The sequence below is a fragment of the Streptomyces sp. NPDC048436 genome, assembly GCF_043200355.1.
Classification (GTDB): Bacteria; Actinomycetota; Actinomycetes; order Streptomycetales; family Streptomycetaceae; genus Streptomyces.
Map to the genome: position 1 here is coordinate 568,404 of NZ_JBICXP010000004.1, position 20,778 is coordinate 589,181.

The following is a 20,778-nucleotide window of genomic DNA, read 5'->3' on the forward strand; positions in this document are numbered from 1 at the left end:
CAAAAACCCCGCAAAAACCCTCAGCTTCGAGAAGAGAATGCCGATGACCGAGCAGGCCACCGGGGCCCACCATCCGCAGCCGCGGCCCCGATCCTCAGGACAGCAGTCGACGCCCGTCGAGCACGTCACGGGCGCGAAGTCCCTCATTCGTTCTCTCGAGGAAGTCGGGGCCGACACGGTATTCGGCATTCCCGGCGGTGCCATCCTTCCCGCGTACGACCCGATGATGGACTCCACCCGGGTCCGGCACGTCCTGGTCCGGCACGAGCAGGGCGCAGGACACGCGGCCACCGGATACGCGCAGGCCACCGGCAAGGTCGGGGTGTGCATGGCGACGAGCGGCCCCGGTGCCACCAACCTCGTCACACCGATCGCCGACGCGCACATGGACTCCGTCCCGCTGGTCGCGATCACCGGCCAGGTGGCGTCCAAGGCGATCGGCACGGACGCCTTCCAGGAGGCGGACATCGTCGGCATCACGATGCCGATCACCAAGCACAACTTCCTGGTCACCAAGGCCGAGGACATCCCGCGCACGATCGCGGAGGCCTTCCACATCGCCTCCACCGGCCGCCCGGGCCCCGTCCTGGTCGACATCGCCAAGGACGCCCTCCAGGCGCAGACCACGTTCTCCTGGCCGCCCACCCAGGACCTGCCCGGCTACCGCCCGGTGACCAAGCCGCACGCCAAGCAGATCCGCGAGGCCGCCAAGCTGATCACCGCGGCCAAGCGCCCGGTCCTGTACGTCGGCGGCGGCGTCCTGAAGGCGCAGGCCACCGCGGAGCTGAAGGTCCTCGCAGAACTCACCGGAGCGCCCGTCACCACCACACTGATGGCGCTCGGCGCATTCCCCGACAGCCACAAGCTGCACGTGGGAATGCCGGGCATGCACGGAGCGGTCACCGCCGTCACCGCGCTGCAGAAGGCCGACCTGATCGTCGCCCTCGGAGCCCGCTTCGACGACCGCGTCACCGGCAAGCTGGACAGCTTCGCGCCCTTCGCGAAGATCGTCCACGCCGACATCGACCCGGCCGAGATCGGCAAGAACCGCGCCGCCGACGTGCCGATCGTCGGAGACGCCCGCGAGGTCATCGCCGACCTGATCCAGGCCGTGCAGGCCGAGCACACCGCGGGCCAGCAGGGGGACTACACCGCTTGGTGGAAGGACCTCAACCGCTGGCGCGACACCTACCCGCTCGGCTACGACCAGCCCGAGGACGGCTCGCTCTCCCCGCAGCAGGTCATCGAGCGCGTCGGAAAGCTGGCCCCCGAGGACACGATCTTCGCGGCGGGCGTCGGCCAGCACCAGATGTGGGCCGCCCACTTCATCGAGTACGAGAAGCCCGCCACCTGGCTCAACTCCGGCGGCGCCGGCACGATGGGGTACGCGGTCCCGGCCGCGATGGGCGCCAAGGCCGGCCGGCCGGACCGCACGGTCTGGGCGATCGACGGCGACGGCTGCTTCCAGATGACCAATCAGGAACTGACCACCTGCGCCCTGAACAACATCCCGATCAAGGTCGCCATCATCAACAACGGCGCCCTCGGCATGGTCCGCCAGTGGCAGACGCTGTTCTACAACCAGCGTTACTCCAACACCGTCCTGCACAGCGGTCCCGAGGACATCGGCCCCAACAAGGGCACGCGCGTCCCGGACTTCGTGAAGCTGTCGGAGGCCATGGGCTGCGTGGCGCTGCGCTGTGAGCGCCCCGAGGACCTCGACAAGGTCATCGCCGAGGCCAACGCCATCAACGACCGCCCCGTCGTGGTCGACTTCATCGTCCACGAGGACGCCCAGGTGTGGCCGATGGTCGCCGCAGGCACCTCGAACGACGAGGTCATGGCCGCCCGCGGGGTCCGCCCCGACTTCGGCGACAACGAAGACGACTGAGACCGAGAGCGAAAGAGAGACCCAGAGTCATGTCCACCAAGCACACGCTCTCCGTCCTGGTCGAGAACAAGCCCGGTGTCCTCGCCCGGATCACCGCCCTGTTCTCCCGCCGCGGCTTCAACATCGACTCCCTGGCCGTGGGCGTCACCGAGCACCCCGACATCTCACGCATCACCATCGTCGTGAACGTCGAGGACCTGCCGCTCGAACAGGTCACCAAGCAGCTCAACAAGCTCGTCAACGTCCTGAAGATCGTCGAACTCGAGCCGTCCGCGGCCGTCGGCCGTGAACTGGTCCTCGCCAAGGTCCGCGCCGACAACGAGACGCGTTCGCAGATCGTCGAGATCGTCCAGCTGTTCCGCGCCAAGACCGTGGACGTCTCGCCCGAGGCGGTCACGATCGAGGCCACCGGCTCCAGCGACAAGCTGGAGGCGATGCTCAAGATGCTGGAGCCCTTCGGCATCAAGGAGCTCGTCCAGTCCGGCACCATCGCCATCGGCCGCGGCTCCCGCTCCATCACGGACCGCAGCCTGCGGGCGCTGGACCGCAGCGCCTGAACCCGCCCGCATGGCGAGACCTGAAAACTTTCTTCCCCCCGCCCGCCGTACGGTGGGTCGCAACACCAGCACACATAGGAGATTTCCAGTGGCCGAGCTGTTCTACGACGACGACGCCGACCTGTCCATCATCCAGGGCCGCAAGGTCGCGGTCATCGGATACGGCAGCCAGGGCCACGCCCACGCGCTGTCGCTCCGTGACTCGGGTGTCGACGTCCGTGTCGGTCTGCACGAGGGCTCCAAGTCCAAGGCCAAGGCCGAGGAGCAGGGCCTGCGCGTGGTGACCCCCTCCGAGGCCGCCGCCGAGGCCGACGTCATCATGATCCTGGTGCCGGACCCGATCCAGGCCCAGGTCTACGAGGAGTCCATCAAGGACAACCTCAAGGACGGCGACGCGCTGTTCTTCGGCCACGGCCTGAACATCCGCTTCGGCTTCATCAAGGCCCCCGAGGGCGTCGACGTCTGCATGGTCGCCCCCAAGGGTCCGGGCCACCTCGTCCGCCGTCAGTACGAGGAGGGCCGCGGCGTTCCGTGTATCGCGGCCGTCGAGCAGGACGCGACCGGCAACGGCTTCGCGCTGGCTCTCTCGTACGCCAAGGGCATCGGCGGCACGCGGGCGGGCGTCATCAAGACGACCTTCACCGAGGAGACCGAGACCGACCTGTTCGGCGAGCAGGCCGTGCTCTGCGGTGGCACCGCCGCGCTGGTCAAGGCGGGCTTCGAGACGCTGACCGAGGCCGGCTACCAGCCGGAGATCGCGTACTTCGAGTGCCTCCACGAGCTGAAGCTCATCGTCGACCTCATGTACGAGGGCGGCCTGGAGAAGATGCGCTGGTCGATCTCCGAGACCGCCGAGTGGGGCGACTACGTCACGGGCCCCCGCATCATCACGGACGCCACCAAGGCCGAGATGAAGAAGGTCCTCGCCGAGATCCAGGACGGCACGTTCGCCCAGCAGTGGATGGACGAGTACCACGGCGGTCTGAAGAAGTACAACGAGTACAAGACGCAGGACGAGAACCACCTCCTGGAGACCACGGGCAAGGAGCTCCGCAAGCTCATGTCCTGGGTCAACGAAGAGGCCTGAGGTACTCCGGGTCCGGGGCACCGCCGCGGGGCGCTGCCCCGGACCCCGCTCCTCAATCGCCGGAGGGGCTGAATCTGTCGCTTGTCCATGGTGTCCAGCCACGGACGGGTGATCCTTCCGCGGAGGCGTAAGGCGAGGCCCGTCTCGCCACTACACTGCTGTTCAACAAACGCGTCAGGCCCACAGCGTCGTGCGTCTTCCACGCGGCTGAGCGACACCGAGGAGGGGCAGGCACGCCCCCGAGCCGCCCGGCACGCACTCTCGCCGCACCGGCCAAAGGCCCGAGTAGCTCCGCTACGAGGACCTTCGTCCGGCACGCCGAGAGCACGCACCGAACGACACGGGATCGCACCCGCCCCTCCCCGGTGCCGCTCCCCTCCACCCGCATGCGGCCGTCGGGACGGCCGTCCGCATTGGACTTGTGAGGACTCACGTGAGCACTGCTGCCAACGGCAAACCGGTCGTACTCATCGCTGAAGAGCTGTCGCCCGCCACTGTCGACGCCTTGGGCCCGGACTTCGAGATCCGTCAGTGCAACGGCGCGGACCGCGCCGAGTTGCTGCCCGCCATCGCCGACGTCGACGCGATTCTGGTCCGCTCCGCGACCAAGGTCGACGCCGAGGCCATCGCGGCCGCGAAGAAGCTGAAGGTCGTCGCCCGTGCGGGCGTGGGCCTGGACAACGTGGACGTGTCCGCCGCCACCAAGGCGGGCGTCATGGTGGTGAACGCACCCACCTCGAACATCGTCACCGCCGCCGAACTCGCCTGTGGCCTGCTCATCGCCACGGCCCGCAACATCCCCCAGGGCAGCCAGGCGCTCAAGGCCGGTGAGTGGAAGCGCTCCAAGTACACGGGCGTCGAGCTCGCCGAGAAGACCCTCGGCGTCGTCGGCCTCGGCCGCATCGGAGCCCTTGTCGCCCAGCGCATGTCCGCCTTCGGCATGAAGGTCGTCGCCTACGACCCCTACGTGCAGCCCGCGCGGGCCGCGCAGATGGGCGTCAAGGTCCTCACGCTCGACGAGCTGCTCGAAGTCTCCGACTTCATCACCGTGCACCTGCCCAAGACCCCCGAGACGGTCGGTCTGATCGGCGACGACGCCCTGCACAAGGTCAAGCCCGCCGTCCGCATCGTGAACGCCGCGCGCGGCGGGATCGTCGACGAGGAGGCGCTGTACTCGGCGCTCAAGGAAGGCCGCGTCGCGGGCGCCGGTCTGGACGTGTACGCGAAGGAGCCCTGCACGGACTCCCCGCTCTTCCAGTTCGACCAGGTCGTCTGCACCCCGCACCTCGGCGCCTCCACGGACGAGGCGCAGGAGAAGGCGGGCGTCTCCGTCGCCAAGTCGGTGCGCCTCGCCCTCGCCGGTGAGCTGGTCCCGGACGCGGTGAACGTCCAGGGCGGCGTCATCGCCGAGGACGTGCGCCCGGGTCTGCCGCTCGCCGAGAAGCTCGGCCGGATCTTCACCGCGCTCGCGGGCGAGGTCGCCGCGCGGCTCGACGTCGAGGTGTACGGCGAGATCACCCAACACGACGTGAAGGTGCTCGAACTCTCCGCGCTGAAGGGTGTGTTCGAGGACGTCGTCGACGAGACCGTCTCGTACGTCAACGCGCCGCTCTTCGCCCAGGAGCGTGGCGTCGAGGTCCGCCTCACCACCAGCTCGGAGTCCCCGGACCACCGCAACGTGGTCACGGTGCGCGGCACCCTCACCGGCGGCGAGGAGATCTCGGTCTCCGGCACGCTGGCAGGCCCCAAGCACCTGCAGAAGATCGTCGCCGTCGGCGAGTACGACGTGGACCTGGCCCTTGCCGAGCACATGGTCGTCCTGCGGTACGCGGACCGTCCCGGTGTCGTCGGCACCGTCGGCCGTGTCCTCGGTGAGTCGGGGATCAACATCGCCGGTATGCAGGTCGCCCGCGCGGACGCGGGCGGCGAGGCGCTCGCCGTCCTGACGGTGGACGACACGGTGCCGCAGCCGGTGCTGAACGAGCTTGCCGCGGAGATCGGTGCGGAGTCCGCGCGTGCGGTGAACCTCACGGACTAGTAACCCCGCGGCTTCGGCTGCCGGTTCATCACCGGCTTCGCCGAGTTCGTCCTCAAACGCCGGACGGGCTGGAAACCTCCAGCTCGTCCGGCGTTTGCGTTGCGGACGGCGCCTCCTGCGCCGTCCGGCGCAGCGTCACCGCTGCCAGTGCCGCCGAGGCGGCCAGCAGAACCGCCCCCGTGAGCGCCGCGACATGCATGCCGTTGGTGAACGCGTCGCGGGCCGTGTCGAGCAGGGCCGTGGCCGCCTTGTCCGGCATCTCCTGGGCCACCGCGAGCGCGCCGCCGAGGGTCTCGTGGGCCTCCGCCGGGGCCGAGTCCGGCATTTCGCTGCGGTAGACCGCGTTGCCGATGGAGCCGAGGAGCGCCATGCCGAGCGCGCCGCCGAACTCCTGGCCGGTCTCCAGGAGCGAGGAGGCCGAGCCCGCCTTCTCCGCCGGGGCCGAGCCGAGCGCCAGGTCGGTGAGTTGCGAGCCGATGATCACGGCGCCGCAGGCGATGAGCCCGGCGGCCGTGAGGACCGTCCACAGCGAGTCCGTGCCGGTCAGTGTCAGCACGCCGAAGCCGCAGGCCGAGGTGACGAAGCCGGACGAGACGACGTAGGCGCGGTTGACCCCCCGCTGCACCAGAGCCGTGGCGACCGGGGCCGCGAAGCCGATGAGGACCGAGGGGAGCAGCGCCCACAGGGCGGCCTCCAAGGCGCTCTTGCCGAGGACGGACTGCAGGTACTGCGTGGTGAAGTACGCCGAACCCATCATCGCCAGCACCGAGATGAGGTTGAGGAGGACCGCGGGGGCGAAACCGCGGCCCCGGAACAGCGCCGGCGAGATCAGCGGTGACTCCGTGGTGCGCTGGCGGTGGACGAACAGGGCGGCGAAGACGAGTCCGACGACGAGCGAAGCGACGTACGCGGCCTCGAAGCCCTGGGCGGCGATCTCCTTGAGGCCGTAGACGACGGGCAGTACGGCGGCCATGGACAGCGGCACGCTCAGCAGGTCGAAGCGGCCCGGCTCCGGGTCCTTGAACTCGGGGATGAGGACCGGCGCGAGGACCAGGAGCATCACCATCGCGGGCAGGTTGACCAGGAAGACCGAGCCCCACCAGAAGTACTCGACGAGAAGTCCGCTCATCACCGAGCCGAGCGCGATGCCGGCGACCATCACGCCGGACCAGATGCCGATGGCCTTCGCGCGCTGTCCGGCGTCGCGGAACATCGTGCGTACGAGGGCCATCGTCGACGGCATCAGGGTCGCGCCGCCGATGCCGAGGACCGCGCGGGCCGCGATCAGCATCTCGGCGCTGTCCGCGTACGCGGCGGTGAGCGAGGCCGCGCCGAAGGCGGCGGCGCCGAACATGAGGAGCTTGCGGCGGCCGATGCGGTCGCCGAGCGAGCCCATCGTCATCAGCAGACCGGCGAGCACGAAGGCGTAGATGTCGAAGATCCAGAGCTGCTGGGTGCCGCTCGGCTCCAGGTCCGCGCTGATCGCGGGGATCGCGAAGTAGAGGACCGAGACGTCCATCGAGACCAGGAGCAGCGGCAGCATCAGGACGGCGAGGGCGGTCCACTCCTTGCGGCCCGCGCGCTCCGGGACCGCCGAATTCGCTTGTTCGTGCGTCGAGTTCGTCATGCCGAGGACTGTACGGACGTCTTAAACAGTTGTCTAGTACGAGCGTATAAAACGATGGTCTGGGACGAATGTATGGATCGGGGGTACGCTTGCCCGCATGGGACACCGTGAGGATCTGCTCGAAGGCGCCAAGCGCTGCCTGCTGGAGAAGGGCTTCGTGCGCACGACGGCCCGCGACATCGTCAAGGAGTCGGGGACGAACCTGGCGTCGATCGGCTACCACTACGGCTCGAAGGACGCGCTGCTCGTGGAGGCGTTCGTCGCCCTGGTCGAGCGGGCGGGCGACAGCTTCGGCGACGCCCCCGCGGGGCAGAGCGCCACGAAGGACGGCTCGATCGAGCGCTTCGAGGAGGTGTGGGCGAACATCCTGCGCGCGTTCCCCGAATCCCGCGCCATCTGGATGCTGTCCTTCGAGGTCATCACGCAGGGCGAGCGCCTCGCCGGAGTGCGCGAACTCCTGGTCAAGGCACAGCGGGAGGGCCGCAGCGGGATCGCCGCTGTCTTCACCGGCATCGAGGAGAGCGTCCTGCCGGAGGACGTGGTGGAGACCGAGGGGCGCTTCTACACGACGCTGCTCAACGGCCTGATGGTGCAGTGGCTCTTCGACCCGGATTCGGCGACGACCGCCGAGCAGCTCACGGAGGGCATGCGGCGGGCGATGGGGCGGATGTCCGGGGCCTGAAATGCCTGTGGTGCGGGCGGCGTCGCGCCACCCGCACCACGAGGGGTCATGCCGTGCCGGGGTGCTTCGCTACCACTTGATGCAGGCGCGCGGGACGTAACCGATCTTGCTGCTGTTGTTCGGGCCACCGTAGAGCCACTGGGTGCTCGTCTTGCCGCAGAGCGTGTACTTCTGGCCCGTGATCGGCTTGCCGTCGTTGCAGACGGTGCCCTTCTTGCCCTTGGACCACACGCCGACGGCGGTGGCTCCGAGCTTCGCGTGCGTACGGATCTTCACGCTCTCCTTGGCGGGAACGTTGATGATCGCGGCCCTGCAGTTGGGCGCCGCGGAAGCGGACACGTCCGCCGAGGCCACGCCGGTCGAGAGGGTGGTGCCGATGAGGGCGGCAGCGGCGACGGCGGGGCCCAACAACCTGAACTTCATGGGGGGTTCGTTCTCCTTCTGAGGTGGGGGTCGATCAACAGGGGGAACAGTATCCGGCCAGGCGCGGGCATGGTCACGTCACGAGGGCTCGTTGCGGGGCTGGTACGGCTGTGTAGGGAGCGCGATTTCATGAGCACTGAGTCCTGCGGAGATACCGGAATCCGCGCCCCGTGCGCAATACGCGCGGTCGGTGATCATGAGCAGAATCGGCAGTTGGACCCTAAGCAGCCCCCACAGCCTGTAGCAGGCTCAGACGTGGGAAGCGCAAAGGGGGTTGGGGGTGAGCAATGGTCTCCGTATGAAGCTCGTGGTGGGGTTGAGCTTCAATGATCGTGACGATCGCCGGCTACTCAAACCGGCGATCGTCGGCTATGTTGCGGCCGTTTGACGGGACGTCCTGTCCAACCGAGCGACGGTCATACTGCAGGCTCAAACGAAGGTCCTGCACTTCCGCTCAGTCAAGTGGTGCCCTGTGGCGCACGATGCGGGTGTAAGAGAGTGCCGGGGCTGATCCCGAGGAGCCGGGCGTCGAATATGCACATCACCGCGACCGTCTGGCCGAGATGAGCGGGCCATTCAAATTGTGCAACATGCCCGTGCAATTCCTGGCCTGGGACCGGACCTGCGCCTTCCTCCGCCGCTGGTGCGAGAGAGGTCTGATCGCCAAATTTCACAACCAGTCGGGCAGGAAGGTCCGCCAGGCGGCGGGCCTGGCGGATCCCGCGGCTACTGTGATCGACTCGCAGTCGGTGAAGGCGGACGCGGGCGTCGGCGCGGGCAGTCGGGGCTACGACGGCGGTAAGAAGACATGGTGTCAGTCGGCGCCGCCGCTAATCGGAGGGTTCGCAGCCCGAGGTACGGAAGCGCCTGCCGCCGATGAGGAACACTGGCTGGGAAAAGTTGAAGACGAGGCGCGGCATAACGCATCGGTCACCGAGTCGAGGATGAACCGCCCGTGTTGGGGCAGCGGTGGCGTATATCGGAAGCCACTCTCCGTGTGCGTGACGATGATGCTGCCCGCGCAGCATCGGTTTTCCGCGCGTCCTCGGGCCATGGCGTCGGAGAGGTGCCCTTCGGACAGGGGCAGTGAGCCTGCCCCGTGGCAGTGGACCGACAGCTGAGTGCAGGCGATGTGCGCGTCGGGGGCGGCCTCGCGCACCCCCTTGATGATGTCCCGTCGCGGGTTGGCCGTCCGGCCGCTCGTCCCCATGGAGAAGACCACGAGGCGCGGGTCGACGGCGGCGGTGAGAGACCGGGCGAAAGCCACCGGTTTCGCGGAGCCGGGGAGACCGCCGTGATGCGGGAAGACGAGGACCTCCGCGGAGAGTTCGCGCCCATGTTCCAGGAGGTCCCTCAGTCCGACCCCGTCGATGTCGCTGGCGAGGAGCACCGCCTCCGCGCCGTCGAGCAGGACCCGGACGACGGCGGCCATCGTGTTGCTCGTCACCTTCCCGAATCGAGGATCATGTGCCCGTGGACCGGCGAGTGCCATCACTGTCCTCGGGTGGCAGACTTCGAGTTCCGCCCGTCCTACGCGGATGGGAATTCCCGTATCCGTACGGACTGGCAGGATGCCGGTGGTGCGCTTGTCGTCCGCCAAGAGCTGCAGGGTCTGCTGGAGGTGCCTCCACGCCTTCGTGTCCTTGGACGCGTCCGTGTTGATCCGGATCCGTCCAAGCGGCCACTTCGGGTCGAGGAGGAGCTGATTCATCCCCGCGATGTGATCGTTGTCGACATGGGAGACGATTACTTCCTCAAGGGTGGCACAACCGATCCTCTCGAGTTCCGCGTGCGTGGTGTCGTCCGCAGCGTCGATGACCGCGCAACGCGACCCGTCGCGGACGATGGCGGAGTTTCCGTGCCCCACGTCCAGAATGGTGACCGCGAGCTCTCCCTTGGGGGAGCCGCTCTGGCTGGGGAGGAGAGGCGCGGTCACAGGGCTTGGATCTCCTCGGACAGTTGGGGGGCCAGGGTGATGTGCGTGAAGCAGAGGTCTTCTGCCCGACGGGCGTAACAATTGACTTCGGCCCGCAACCAGGTCCCGGGCGGCAAGGACCCAGCAGACGTTCCCGTGTCCTGCTCAAGTCGCGACAGTGGCAAGCGCGCCGGACGGGTCAGGCTCCAGCCGCTGACAAGCACCTCTGCATACGGACTCTCGCCCTCCGGGTGCACGGCGAGGACCTCGACCGGGGTGCGGAACCGGCGCCGTTCACGCGACACCGTGCCGGCCGCCTCCTCAATCGCGTACCGGACCGCACCGAGGACCTGTTCGCTCTCGGCACCTTTGGGGACGACCGCGGGGATGTCGGCCCGCCACTGATGGATGGAGGACGCCTCATGGGTGCCGACATGCGTACTCATCACGATGGCCGGGAGCTTTTGTGGACGGCTGTTGGCCCGCGCGGCGAGCTCTGCCCCCGTGAAGGCGACCGTCCAGCTGTTGCGTAGCAGGTGGTCGCAGACGAGTACGTCCATGGGAGGAAACGTGGAAAGGTACTCCTCGGCTGTCGCCCGGGGTTCTGGCCGGGGCATGATCAGGGCCCGCATGTCGAAGTCCTCGAAGAGCCGGCCGAGGGCCTCGGCCTCGGCGGTCACATCGTCGACGATGCCCACAGTCCGGACACCCTCAAGCTGAGAAGTCACGCTCGTTCCCCCTGTCCGTCGTTCGAGTCCCCCGTGGCGGCCGTTGTCGAGACCGGCAGCTCAATCAACAACCGTGCGCCTCCCAACGGTCCGTTTTTGAGAGCATTTTGACGGCCTGTCATATCGCTGACGGAATCCCGGACAATCGTCAGACCCAGGCCCGTGCCACCGTCGCGAGTGGTGTATCCGGGCACCCAAATCTCCTCCAGCGGAGCTCGAATTCCCGGCCCCGAGTCATCGACGGTGAGCCTGATCCACAAAGCCTCCTCCTCGACGAAGGACTGGGTGGCGAGATGGACCCTCCGCGCCTCACCGCCGTCCGGACGAGTCAACGCATGGACGGAGTTGACGAGCAGATTGGCGATGATTGATTCGATCGCGGCCTCGTAGGTACGCACATGAAGGCCCTGACACTCGAGATCGTGAGTGACGTGGATACCGCGATCGCTGAGGAAGTTGTGGAACAGCCTCAGGGTGGTCAGGCACACCTCGTCGATGTCCACGTCCTTTAGGTCGCGCTTCTTGCGGACGAGGAGATTCAGCGGGAGCTGCGCGAAGATCTGCAAGGTGTGTGCGCCGTCCATGATGCTGTTCAGAGACGGTTTGTAACGGCCGTCGACGGTCGACGCGTCGACATCCTGACGGAGCCTCCTGTCGACCGTGCGTGCCTCTTGGACGATACGCGCGGCGGGTTGCTGCGCCTCGTGCGCGAACACGGCGGTACTCGTTCCCACGGTGGCGAGGGCTCGGTAGAGGAGCAGTTCGGCGTGGAGATCCTGAATCTCCCGCAGGCGCTGATCCGCCAGGCGCTGCGAGGTGGTAAGGACGCGCTGGACCGCCTCACGGTCGATGTCACCGCCCAACCGTCCCTGATCGTCCGCTAGCTGCTCCTCCATGTCCTCTCTGGCTCTGGTGAACTCGGCCTCGGCGTCGGCACTTTGGGCCTTCGTGCGTGTGCGTTGCACCTGCCGTTCCCGTTCGCGAAGCTGTCGACGACGCTGCGATGCCCATTCCACCGCAGAAACCGCGAACTCGCGCAGCTCACCGAACGCGGCGTTGTGGACAAATCCGCTGCGATCCGTCTTGGGCTGGAGACGATTCTCGGGATCACTGACGACGAGGCACCCTACGGAGTTGTTGGTGTAGGGGCGAAATTCGGAGAGTACCGCTCGGCGGACATTGATATTCAGCCAGTCGTCCCCGGGATCACCGTAGGGCTGGACACGCAGCCCATGATGATAGAGATGTACGCCGCCGACATCCGAGAGCCAGCTCTTGATCTCGGGTGTCGGCTGCATCGAATTACGCAAGGCGACTGAGTTTTTCGGGTTGAGATTGAACATCCACAGGTCGAACTGAGCTGCTGGCGCGCTGCTGAAGAGTTGGTTGGCGCCTACGGGAGGTCGCCTACGGCGGTCTCCGACTGCGGCGGCCCGGAGCTCGCTCGCAGTCGCCGTGGCGAGCAGATTCGCCTTGTGGTCCCTGAGTTCCACCGACTGAGTGCCATCCGCGCCAAGCTTCCCCGACAGGTGAAACTCCGCCCATTGCAGATGTTCCTGGGTTACCGAAGCAGCGAGGTCTTCGTGCCCGAACGCCGAAGAGTTCCAGAGGATTTTAAAAGTCGACTCGGACTGGAACGGCCCCGTGAGAAGCATGAGTGAGCGCGACAGTCGCTCGACGTCGACGTCGCTGAGGCCCACACGAAGGTCGTGTATCTCAATGCGGGTTCCGACGCGCCCGTGAGGCGCGACCTCGCGGAGCTCCAGCGGGACATCCTCCACTGCGTGTGCGGAATCGAGCTCGTCCCAGTCGATATAGAGCTCGTGCTGTACATCCGTGCTCGCCCGAGCCCGTGTCGTGACCTTCACGCGACGCCCCAGCCGGAGGGCCGCAAGCCGTCCAAGTCCCTTCTCTCCGACCCGACGTCGGTTCCTACTTGTGAATGGGGACGATGACTTTTCGGAGCTACCGATGAGTAGGAAGTCGGAGGTGAGCTGGGCACCGGTCATGCCGTCCCCATCGTCCGTGACGATGATGGAGCCGCCAGGGCGCGTGGCGTTGATCAGCTCGATGCCGCACTCGGTGGCATCGGCGTCATACGCGTTGCGCACCAACTCCATGATCCCCATGTCAGGGTGCGGAACGAGTTCTTCACCGAGACGTGTGAGGATCCTCGGTGCGAATCGCAGATGGTGCCTGGCCAACTGGAGCCGCCTCTCCCGAGCAGTGGATTCCGCGGATTATAGCCGTGCGTGCCTATCTTGGGTCTTGTTCCGGGAAGTGATGCAGGTGATCAGACAGATGCCGCACACCCCGGAGCTTCGGCGGCCCGACCACCGCCCCTTGGCGGAGAAGAATCCGTCGCCCCTCAATCTCAGTGACGGTGAACTGCTCACCGTTGAAGCCGATTGGCAGCCCCGGCCGCAGCATCGTCGTCCACCGGGTCATCTGTGCCTCCGCAGTACGCAATCACCCGACAGCGGCCGGACCGAGAGGTCGGTGGTCAGCCGCTCCGCCCGCAGAAGTGTCTCAGCGACGGACGGGCTTCCTCGCGCCTCCCGTCTCCGGTCGGCGTTCGGTGAGCGCCATCCCGCCGTCGACGCCCCCCTTCCAGACCCGTTCGACTTAACCGGCCGGTACGACACCGGGACACCAATAGGCGGCCAGAAGCCTGACCGTGGTCGCCGAGGCGTAGTCGCCTGAGTAGTGCGCCACCCCGTGCACCGACCGGACCCGACGCCACGGGGCCGACTCGTCGAAGTCCCTATCAGTCGAGGAGACCACGTCACATGATCTCCGGCTGTAGTACGTGCCACATGGATGACCGCCTCCGGGCATGTGCTGGAATACCGCGCTGCCGCAGGCGACCTTCGAATCCGTTCCGTTGTCACGTCAATCCGGCGTCTCGAATCAGGGCCGCAACCCTAGCCTGGTTCTTGAATACGTTACCCGGGTATGCGTTGGCTGGGAATGCCAAGACCATGGCGGCGACATACGAATTGACCTCCGACTCCAATCCGCCCAGAACGGGATTCAGATCACTCTTGGGATCTCTCAAGAAACTATCCCCCAGCTTCCTCATCACCAGATGCGCGATGACTCTTCTGCCATGCACCGCGATACCAGCCTCCGCGCCGTCGCGCTCTCGCTCGATCTTGTCGAGCAACTTGTCGACAGAAACGGTGATCCTCACAGCTCGCGTAAGCCTCAGGGGGTCCGTATTCGGATTGAAGAGGGAGCGATAAACGGATGCCTCGGAAAACAGTCGGGAAACTTCCCGTTTGGCGATCACCGAGTGATTTACGCTACTTGAGGCGCATGCAAGGGCCACTGCGGCCTGCCTTACCTCAATCACCTTTGCAGAATCCTTCGATTTAGCCTGTTCCGCTGAACGCAGAAGGTACTCATATCCGAGCACCTGCAGTTCACGGGCGAGACGGTGCTGCTCTTGGTCCAAGAAGGCAAAATCCTGACTGGAAACTTCATTCTGGGTATTGGCGAACCTCGTGATGCGGCGTCCCAGTTCATCTTCGGCTTTAGGTACCTCGATGCATCGCACGAGAACGAAAGCACTTCCCAGATTCTTCTCATGCTCTGTTCCGAGCACCGTGCCCAAGGTTGAAACGGTCTGCGCTCCATTGACGATGCTCGCACCGGAAAGTTTGAAGAATCCGACGTCACGATTCAGGGCGCCTCCGGGACCAATCTCAATCGCCTCTGCCAGCACAGTGATGCCGTTGTTGTAATAGGCAAACCGTTCCGGATCATCACCGATCGTTTGTAGGATCCCATCATTAATATCAGATCTAGGAATCACGACACGAATGTTCTCGGCGAAAAGATCGATACCATGGTCCTTGAACCAACCCGCAATCTCGGCCGCGCTAACCCGTCCGTAATACATTCTTTGGGGTTCGGACGCCCGCCCCCAGTCGAGCATCTGCAACTCGATATCAACGGCAGGTCGCGCCTGCTCCGAGATTGAATTAAAGAGATCGGCCTGAGTGAAGTGAACATGGGTGGCGAGGGGTTCAATTCCTTCCAGGTCATTGAGTTGATTCAGCAATTCGAGAATGGGATCCTGAACTTCCGATGCAAGCGCATCGCCGGCTGTCGTAACTGTGACCAATCGGATACGAGCCCCTGGCGTCTTTAGTAGATCACGAACTGCCGTCCTCGTGCCTTCGGAAGCATGAGCGAGATCATTATCGGCACGCATTCCGAGCAGCGATTTTACGCCTTGCAAGAACTTTAGAACGTCACCCAGCGCCATAGAACCCGACCCATCCTGGCGCCACTTTGATTGAACAAAGACAACCAACTTTGTCGTCGAGTCGACTCCGATGGCATCAATTCCCCGGTCTTTAGCACCGTCTGTGATCTCAATCAACGGCTGAGACCCTTCCGAGGAACCCAGAACAAGATGGACGGAATGAAGCGCCAAGAGGCGCGACAGGTTATTTACATCATCCAAGTCGGTGTTCCAGTTTTCCGGCTCATAAAGAGCGCGAACGTGAGTCTCGATCTGACTGACGTGAAACTTGCTCACACCATTTCCCCTCTGGTTGACCAGGAAAGTTATCGAATATATCCATCAGATGCGGGGGAGTTGCCTGTGGTCAAGGCGGGAGTTGCTGACGTCGCATCTGGTGTACCCCTCTTCCAAGCTGCGGACCTACTCAGCGCCGACAACTTGCGTGGGGGCCATGACGTGACGATGCCAAGAGGGTGGCCGCAGGGTCGAGAGATCAAGCTGGTCGGGTTCGTATCCCCGTGCCTCCCTGTCGCTCCGCGGAGGTCACTTTCATCGCACTCACAGTCTCCCGTCCGCGATGTGGAGGATCTCGCGGGCTTCGCGGAGGAACTCCCGTCCGCGTTCGGTGGGGGCGAGGGGTCTGGCAGAGCGGTCGATGATCTGGAAGCCCACTGCCTTCTCGACGCCGATGACTCGTTGGCGGAGCGCGCTGTCGGTTCCGGAGCCGTCACTCCGGGCCGCAGCGGCGAAGCTGGGGTGGCCGGGGATTCGGGTTATGGCTCGTAGTCGGTCGAGGGCTTGCGAGGTCATGACCACTTTGCGCATGTCCTCGGACAGGGGGCGGTGAAGGTTTAAGTGTCCGACGGCGTTGTAGCAATGCCCCCCAGAGGGGCGGATCGGGATATCCCAGGCTTTGGCCATCTTGGTGAGGTGGTAGTGGGTGACGCCGCGTTCGCGCGCGAGGTTGGCGATGTCGCGTTGGCGTACAACGTACTCGTGGTGGAGCCATTCGCGTGTGATGTCGGGGCGGTCCGGGATGCGTCGTGGCCGAGGGCGGAGTGGGATGCCTTCCTGCCGGAGGAGCCGGCGGACCGTGTCAGGTCTGCAGGACGCCAGGTTGGCGATGTGCGTGAGTTCCAGCTTCTGGTTCACGTAGAGGTCCCGGAGTCGATCCGAGGCAAGGGCGTCTTCGCGGATCTTGACGGTTCTCACGGTCCGTGTGCTGAGGTGTTTGCCGATCACGTCGCTGGGGGTGGTTGCGCCGGTCTCCGTTAGATCGCAGTAGAGGCGGACGTGTTCTGAGGCCAGGCCAAGAGCATCAGCGGCCTCGTGGATGGTGCCGGACGTTACGAGCAGGTCGCGGAATTCGTCCTTGACGATGTCTGTGGGGGAGAGGCCGGGCCATCGGGCAGCGGTCACCCAGGCATCAGGTGGTTCCCAGGTAACGGGTTCGATGATCTTGTGGTGGGCGAGGTTCTCTTCGGCCTGCTGGCGTAGAAACGAGCGGAGGGCGCGGGGCGCATGGAACCGGAACTCCGAGCAGTGCCACGCGAACCGGTAGGACGCCCCTTCGGGCGGGGGATGAACCTCGCCGGTCAGCAGCATCAGGAGATACGCACGCATGAGGAAGACGCGATGCTGCTGGCCTGGGTTCCAGCCCTGCTGGGCGCATAGCCGCGTATATGCATCGAGATCGAGGGTGACGGTGGTGCTGGTGAAGGTGGCTCGTCGTCCGGCGTAGTCGATAGGCGAGCCGTGCTGGTCCAAGGCGCGGGCGAGCTGGGCCAGTGTGGATGCCAGTGGGGTCAGATCGTGATCGAGGTAGAGGCGTCGTTCGATGCTGTCGCGGTCGGTGTTGATCTCCTGGTTGCCCAGGAGCGGGCCGACACGTTCGAAGTTCAGCTGGGGCGGTCCGCCGGGAAGCAGAAGGAAGCTGCTGCAGCCGCGGCGGAACGTGCCCGCGCGGGGGGCCTTGTTGTTCGTGGGCCGTGGGAGCAGGCGCATCGTCCATCCGGGCCAGAGCATCGCAGGGATCATGGCCGCCCGGCGGGTGATGGCGTCGGCTGAGAGGTCCGGCCAGCGCGGTCGGGGGCCGGCGCTGGCGTAACGAAGTCGGGCGTGCAGGGTGGCACGGCGGTCGAGCTTGGCCAGCACGCGCCCGACCAACTCGGGACCGCTCCAGGTCCACCGGTCGGCCATCGCGCCGATGTTGTTCTTCGAAGCCTTCAGCAGTGAGCGGTCGGCTTCGAGGATCCACTCGAAGAGTGCCTCGTGGTCGGCATGGCCAGGGTGGAGGGCGATGCGGGCCAACGCGGTGCCGACGGCGGCGTTGTGGGCGTCGTGCCCGACGTCCTCGCTGGTCAGTTGCGGTAGCTCTCCGCCGCATTCGGCCACGACGGTGAGTACGACTTCCGGCGCTTGGTCCCCGATGGTGTGCAGGCACCTCCCGGCCATCGTTGTGTACCAACAGATCCCGCGGCGAGAGGCCAGCGAGTTGGGCCCGGGTGAGCTGCTTGGGCTTAATGCGGTCCGGGCCGTTGACCTCCTGAAGCCAGCCCGGAAGCCGGGTGGGCGAGTACTGGCAGTCGTCGCCTTCGAACGGCGCGAGGTCCTCGGCCGTACTCAACGGCTCTCCCAGACGTCGGCGTAGTAGTCCTCGTCGGCGTTCGCGAGTATGTCCTCCTCGCCGGGCACGACCGCTTCCAGCTCGTCGTCCTCGTCATCGTCGCCACCCGGAACCTGTTCCGTGGCTGCGACGGCCCGCAGGTTCGCATGCCCCGGCTCGTCCTTGCTGGCCCCGGGCCCGCCGGTGGCCGCCACACGCCGCAGAGACGACAGCGAGGCGACCACATCCGCCTCGTCCGGCGCCTCATCTTCGCCGACCATGCGCAGCCGATCCTGCGACAGCCGCAGCGCCATCCGGCGTTCGGTACGGTCCCGGGTCAGTCCGGCGCCCCAGCGATCCAGCAGCTCGATCAGTGCACGCTTGGTATCCGGGAATCGATGTGTCTTCTTGGCGAGCCTGCGGGCGTAGACCACTGCCTCTCGGCTCACCGGGCCATCGAGAGCTGCCGCATGCTCCCAGTCCAGGACGTGCCAGGTCCGCTCCTTCGGGTCCTGGAAGTACGCTTTGGTGATGTCGCCGGAGTCAACGGCGATCGGCCACTTCCCGGCGTCAACACCCCGGTAAGGGCTGGGCTGGTTGCGGTGACCGTTGAGCCCGTCGCCGTTGTAGCGCAGGCCGTCGACCTCCACGCCGTAGTGGTGGATCGGGACGCGGAACTCCTCGAGGAAGTCCAAGGCCAGATGGGGCCGCAGGGGGATCCGCAGCGGGCCGGCCCGGGTCACCCCGTGCTCGAACATCTCCAGCGGGCTCAGCTTCAGCCCCGTCACCTCCGGGATGCACAGCCCTCGGTGGTGGCGCCTGTGGTACACCGTGGTGATCCATTCCCGGATGATCGCTTCGAGTTCGTCAATGAAGAAGTACGCCTCGTCCTCGACCTTCTCGCCGCGGCTGTGCACATCCGAGCCCTTGTATCCGGGCAGTGCGGCCAGGATGCCCTTGTTGAGGGTGCCGAACCAGCGTTCCACCGGCTTGTCGGTCGGGGTTTTGGGACGGGCGGGCTGCAGCGAGATCCGGAGCTTGGCACAGACGCTCTTGATGTGGTTCGAGAGGTAGACCTTGCCATGGTCGAAGATGATCGTTTCCGTGGCGACCGTCGGCAGCAGCGGCTGCCCGTCCCGGTCCACCAACTTCTCCGCGTCGACCACCACAGCCGACGGAACACCGCAGTACGGCAGCGGCTCCCCGCCGTTCGCGCGGGCCTCACGCGGACGCACTGTCTCGTACAACACGCCCGCGACATCGACCGACTTCGTCGACACCGGGGTCAGCCGCAGCCCCACGATGCACCTGCTGTACAGATCCATGGCGACGGTCAGTTCGCAGCGCACCCACCGGCAGGTCACCGGCTCCATCGCGAAGACATCCAGACTGTTGGTGTCCAGCACCACGTACTCGCCCGGCCGAGTGGCACGCAGCCTGCCGTACGTGCCCTGCGGACCATCCGCGATCGACCGCTTCCCCTTCGTGCTGCCCTCGAAGGCGTTGGTCCCCTTGGACATCTGCCGCAGCAGCTCATAGCCCATCGTGCGGGCCGGCAGCGGAACCGTGCCCTTCCCGTGTTCCTTGACCAGTCGCTCCTCGATCTCGGTCAGGATCAGCCCCCGCACCGGGCGACTCGCCTTGACGTTCGCTTTCAAGACCGACTCGGCCATCTCCACCCAGCGGGGATCCGCCCGCTCCAACACACTGCGTGCCAGCCGGTCCACAACGAGTCCGGCCGGGCCCGACTTCTTCAGCGCCGCCGTCCACCGGCGGACCGTACTGACCCCGACACCGAGCTCGGCAGCCTTGACTGCGTAGCGGTGCAGCATCGGCTTCCCTGATGCGAAGTCCGCACGCGGCTCTCCCTCCAGGGCAAGCGCAGCGTCGCCGAGCCGGTACCCGGTGAGGACCTCCTGGATGTGCTGGACCTTCACTGTCAGCTCGTCGTCCTCCTCGTTGGCCAGACCACTCAGCACAGCCGCAGCCGCCGTCACCTCCTCCGGGACTGACACCAAGACCGTGGTGGTGGGATGGGAGAGCAGCACCGAGATGTCGACCTGCCTCAGTTTCGGTGGCCCGGCCAGCCCTGACTGCCGCAGGAGAATCCGTCGGCCCTCGATCTCCGCGACGGTGAACTGTTCACCGTCGAAGCTGACCGGCAGACCGGGCCGCAGCGTTGTCGTCCACTCGGTCATTCTTGCCTCCACAGAACGCACTCACCCGACAGTGGCCGGGCCGCCAGGTCCGTGGTCAGCCGCCCCGCCCACAACAGCGCCATCAGCGCCGGACGGGCTTCTTCAGGAGGTCTGCCGCCCGCCAGACGACGCTCGGCGAGAACCATCTCCTCACCATCAACGACCTCCTGCCAGGCCCGCTCGACCTCGTCATCGGGCACGACTCCTGGGTGCCGATAGGCGGCCAGGAACCTGACGTTCTCCACGAGCGTCCGCTCTGCCCCCGACCAGATCTCGTACTCCCAGCCATGCCGCTCGATCAGCTGCCTCGGCCAGTCCAGCGCGTGTACGACCTTGGGGTCCTCAAGCCGTGAGGCCGGCTTGACGTTGACGACGCGCACTGGCCCCGAATCCATCACCAGGAGAAAGTCCGGAACGTGACTGCGCACCTTGCCGTCGATCCGCGCCACCATGCGACAGGGCTGGGCAAAGATGCCGCACACCACTGGATCGAAGTCGGCGAGCAGTAGACGCGCCAGCTCCAGCCGACTTTCGTAGACGACCTGACCGCCCGTCGTCGAGGACGCATAGTCGCCCGAGTAGTGCGCCTTCCCGTGTACCGAACGAACCCGGCGCCACGGCTCGGACTCGGTGAAATCCCTCAACCGGAGCTGAGCGAATGGGAATTCACGAGTCGATCCGTCCCCGTACCGGATCGACGCCGTCGGGACCGTGCGCTTACTGCGGCCCTTGCGCGGACGCTCTGTCGCCATACTTGAACGATGCGAACGCT

Annotated in this window: 14 protein-coding genes; 5 read left to right on the top strand and 9 right to left on the bottom strand. The window is 65.9% G+C overall.

Going from position 1 to position 20,778, the window contains the following annotated elements; genetic code table 11:
- Positions 1–43 precede the first annotated feature (43 nt).
- The 4 genes from ACGFX9_RS17410 (at position 44) to serA (ending at position 5,573) form a co-directional block, all read left to right on the top strand.
- Entirely contained in the window at positions 44–1,891 is a 1,848-nt protein-coding gene (locus ACGFX9_RS17410; protein WP_393471901.1) for an acetolactate synthase large subunit, read from the top strand.
- A gap of 29 nt (positions 1,892–1,920) precedes the next feature.
- Positions 1,921–2,448, top strand: a complete 528-nt coding sequence (gene ilvN, locus ACGFX9_RS17415) for an acetolactate synthase small subunit (RefSeq protein WP_361838263.1) — start codon at positions 1,921–1,923, stop codon at positions 2,446–2,448.
- Positions 2,449–2,536: 88 nt separating this feature from the next.
- Positions 2,537–3,535 carry a ketol-acid reductoisomerase gene (gene ilvC / locus ACGFX9_RS17420; RefSeq protein WP_393471904.1) on the top strand — a complete coding sequence of 333 codons (999 nt, stop codon included), beginning with the start codon at positions 2,537–2,539 and terminating at the stop codon, positions 3,533–3,535.
- A 433-nt stretch (positions 3,536–3,968) separates the two neighbouring features.
- Complete coding sequence (serA, locus tag ACGFX9_RS17425; RefSeq protein WP_393471907.1) at positions 3,969–5,573, top strand: phosphoglycerate dehydrogenase; 1,605 nt, start codon at positions 3,969–3,971, stop codon at positions 5,571–5,573.
- Positions 5,574–5,625: 52 nt separating this feature from the next.
- Here the strand turns inward: serA and ACGFX9_RS17430 are convergent, their stop codons facing one another.
- Positions 5,626–7,200, bottom strand: a complete 1,575-nt coding sequence (locus ACGFX9_RS17430; RefSeq protein ID WP_393471910.1) for an MFS transporter — start codon at positions 7,198–7,200, stop codon at positions 5,626–5,628.
- Positions 7,201–7,297: 97 nt separating this feature from the next.
- On the opposite strand from ACGFX9_RS17430, the gene ACGFX9_RS17435 reads away from it, so the two are divergent.
- Positions 7,298–7,882, top strand: coding sequence for a TetR/AcrR family transcriptional regulator (locus tag ACGFX9_RS17435; protein WP_393471913.1), 585 nt, complete (start codon positions 7,298–7,300; stop codon positions 7,880–7,882).
- A 69-nt stretch (positions 7,883–7,951) separates the two neighbouring features.
- Here ACGFX9_RS17435 and ACGFX9_RS17440 read toward each other — a convergent pair whose 3' ends face one another.
- From ACGFX9_RS17440 to ACGFX9_RS17475, 8 genes are all read right to left on the bottom strand, one after another.
- A complete protein-coding gene (locus ACGFX9_RS17440; RefSeq protein ID WP_393471917.1) occupies positions 7,952–8,305 on the bottom strand; it encodes a hypothetical protein in 354 nt (117 codons plus the stop codon).
- A gap of 814 nt (positions 8,306–9,119) precedes the next feature.
- Positions 9,120–10,241, bottom strand: coding sequence for a ComEC/Rec2 family competence protein (locus ACGFX9_RS17445; protein WP_393471920.1), 1,122 nt, complete (start codon positions 10,239–10,241; stop codon positions 9,120–9,122).
- Positions 10,238–10,948 carry a response regulator gene (locus ACGFX9_RS17450; RefSeq protein ID WP_393471923.1) on the bottom strand — a complete coding sequence of 237 codons (711 nt, stop codon included), beginning with the start codon at positions 10,946–10,948 and terminating at the stop codon, positions 10,238–10,240. The genes ACGFX9_RS17445 and ACGFX9_RS17450 overlap by 4 nt, the downstream gene beginning before the upstream one ends.
- A complete protein-coding gene (locus ACGFX9_RS17455; RefSeq protein WP_393471926.1) occupies positions 10,945–13,068 on the bottom strand; it encodes an ATP-binding protein in 2,124 nt (707 codons plus the stop codon). Before ACGFX9_RS17455 ends, ACGFX9_RS17450 begins: the two co-directional genes overlap by 4 nt.
- A gap of 767 nt (positions 13,069–13,835) precedes the next feature.
- Positions 13,836–15,497, bottom strand: a complete 1,662-nt coding sequence (locus ACGFX9_RS17460) for an AIPR family protein (RefSeq protein ID WP_393471928.1) — start codon at positions 15,495–15,497, stop codon at positions 13,836–13,838.
- Between the two features lie 264 nt (positions 15,498–15,761).
- Positions 15,762–17,597 carry a hypothetical protein gene (locus tag ACGFX9_RS17465; protein WP_393471931.1) on the bottom strand — a complete coding sequence of 612 codons (1,836 nt, stop codon included), beginning with the start codon at positions 17,595–17,597 and terminating at the stop codon, positions 15,762–15,764.
- 228 nt (positions 17,598–17,825) lie between these two features.
- The gene (locus ACGFX9_RS17470) at positions 17,826–20,006 is read right to left on the bottom strand and encodes an integrase (protein WP_393471933.1); all 2,181 of its coding nucleotides are present in this window, start codon (positions 20,004–20,006) and stop codon (positions 17,826–17,828) included.
- Positions 20,003–20,758, bottom strand: coding sequence for a TnsA-like heteromeric transposase endonuclease subunit (locus tag ACGFX9_RS17475; RefSeq protein WP_393471936.1), 756 nt, complete (start codon positions 20,756–20,758; stop codon positions 20,003–20,005). The genes ACGFX9_RS17470 and ACGFX9_RS17475 overlap by 4 nt, the downstream gene beginning before the upstream one ends.
- Positions 20,759–20,778 lie beyond the last annotated feature (20 nt).

What these genes read in the sequence shown, in the direction of transcription:
- ACGFX9_RS17410 (WP_393471901.1), top strand. Translation starts at nt 44, where the DNA reads ATGACCGAGCAGGCCACCGGGGCCCACCATCCGCAGCCGCGGCCCCGA.
- ilvN (WP_361838263.1), top strand. Translation starts at nt 1,921, where the DNA reads ATGTCCACCAAGCACACGCTCTCCGTCCTGGTCGAGAACAAGCCCGGT.
- ACGFX9_RS17430 (WP_393471910.1), bottom strand. Translation starts at nt 7,200, where the DNA reads ATGACGAACTCGACGCACGAACAAGCGAATTCGGCGGTCCCGGAGCGC.
- ACGFX9_RS17435 (WP_393471913.1), top strand. Translation starts at nt 7,298, where the DNA reads ATGGGACACCGTGAGGATCTGCTCGAAGGCGCCAAGCGCTGCCTGCTG.
- ACGFX9_RS17440 (WP_393471917.1), bottom strand. Translation starts at nt 8,305, where the DNA reads ATGAAGTTCAGGTTGTTGGGCCCCGCCGTCGCCGCTGCCGCCCTCATC.
- ACGFX9_RS17455 (WP_393471926.1), bottom strand. Translation starts at nt 13,068, where the DNA reads ATGGAGTTGGTGCGCAACGCGTATGACGCCGATGCCACCGAGTGCGGC.
- ACGFX9_RS17470 (WP_393471933.1), bottom strand. Translation starts at nt 20,006, where the DNA reads ATGACCGAGTGGACGACAACGCTGCGGCCCGGTCTGCCGGTCAGCTTC.
- ACGFX9_RS17475 (WP_393471936.1), bottom strand. Translation starts at nt 20,758, where the DNA reads ATGGCGACAGAGCGTCCGCGCAAGGGCCGCAGTAAGCGCACGGTCCCG.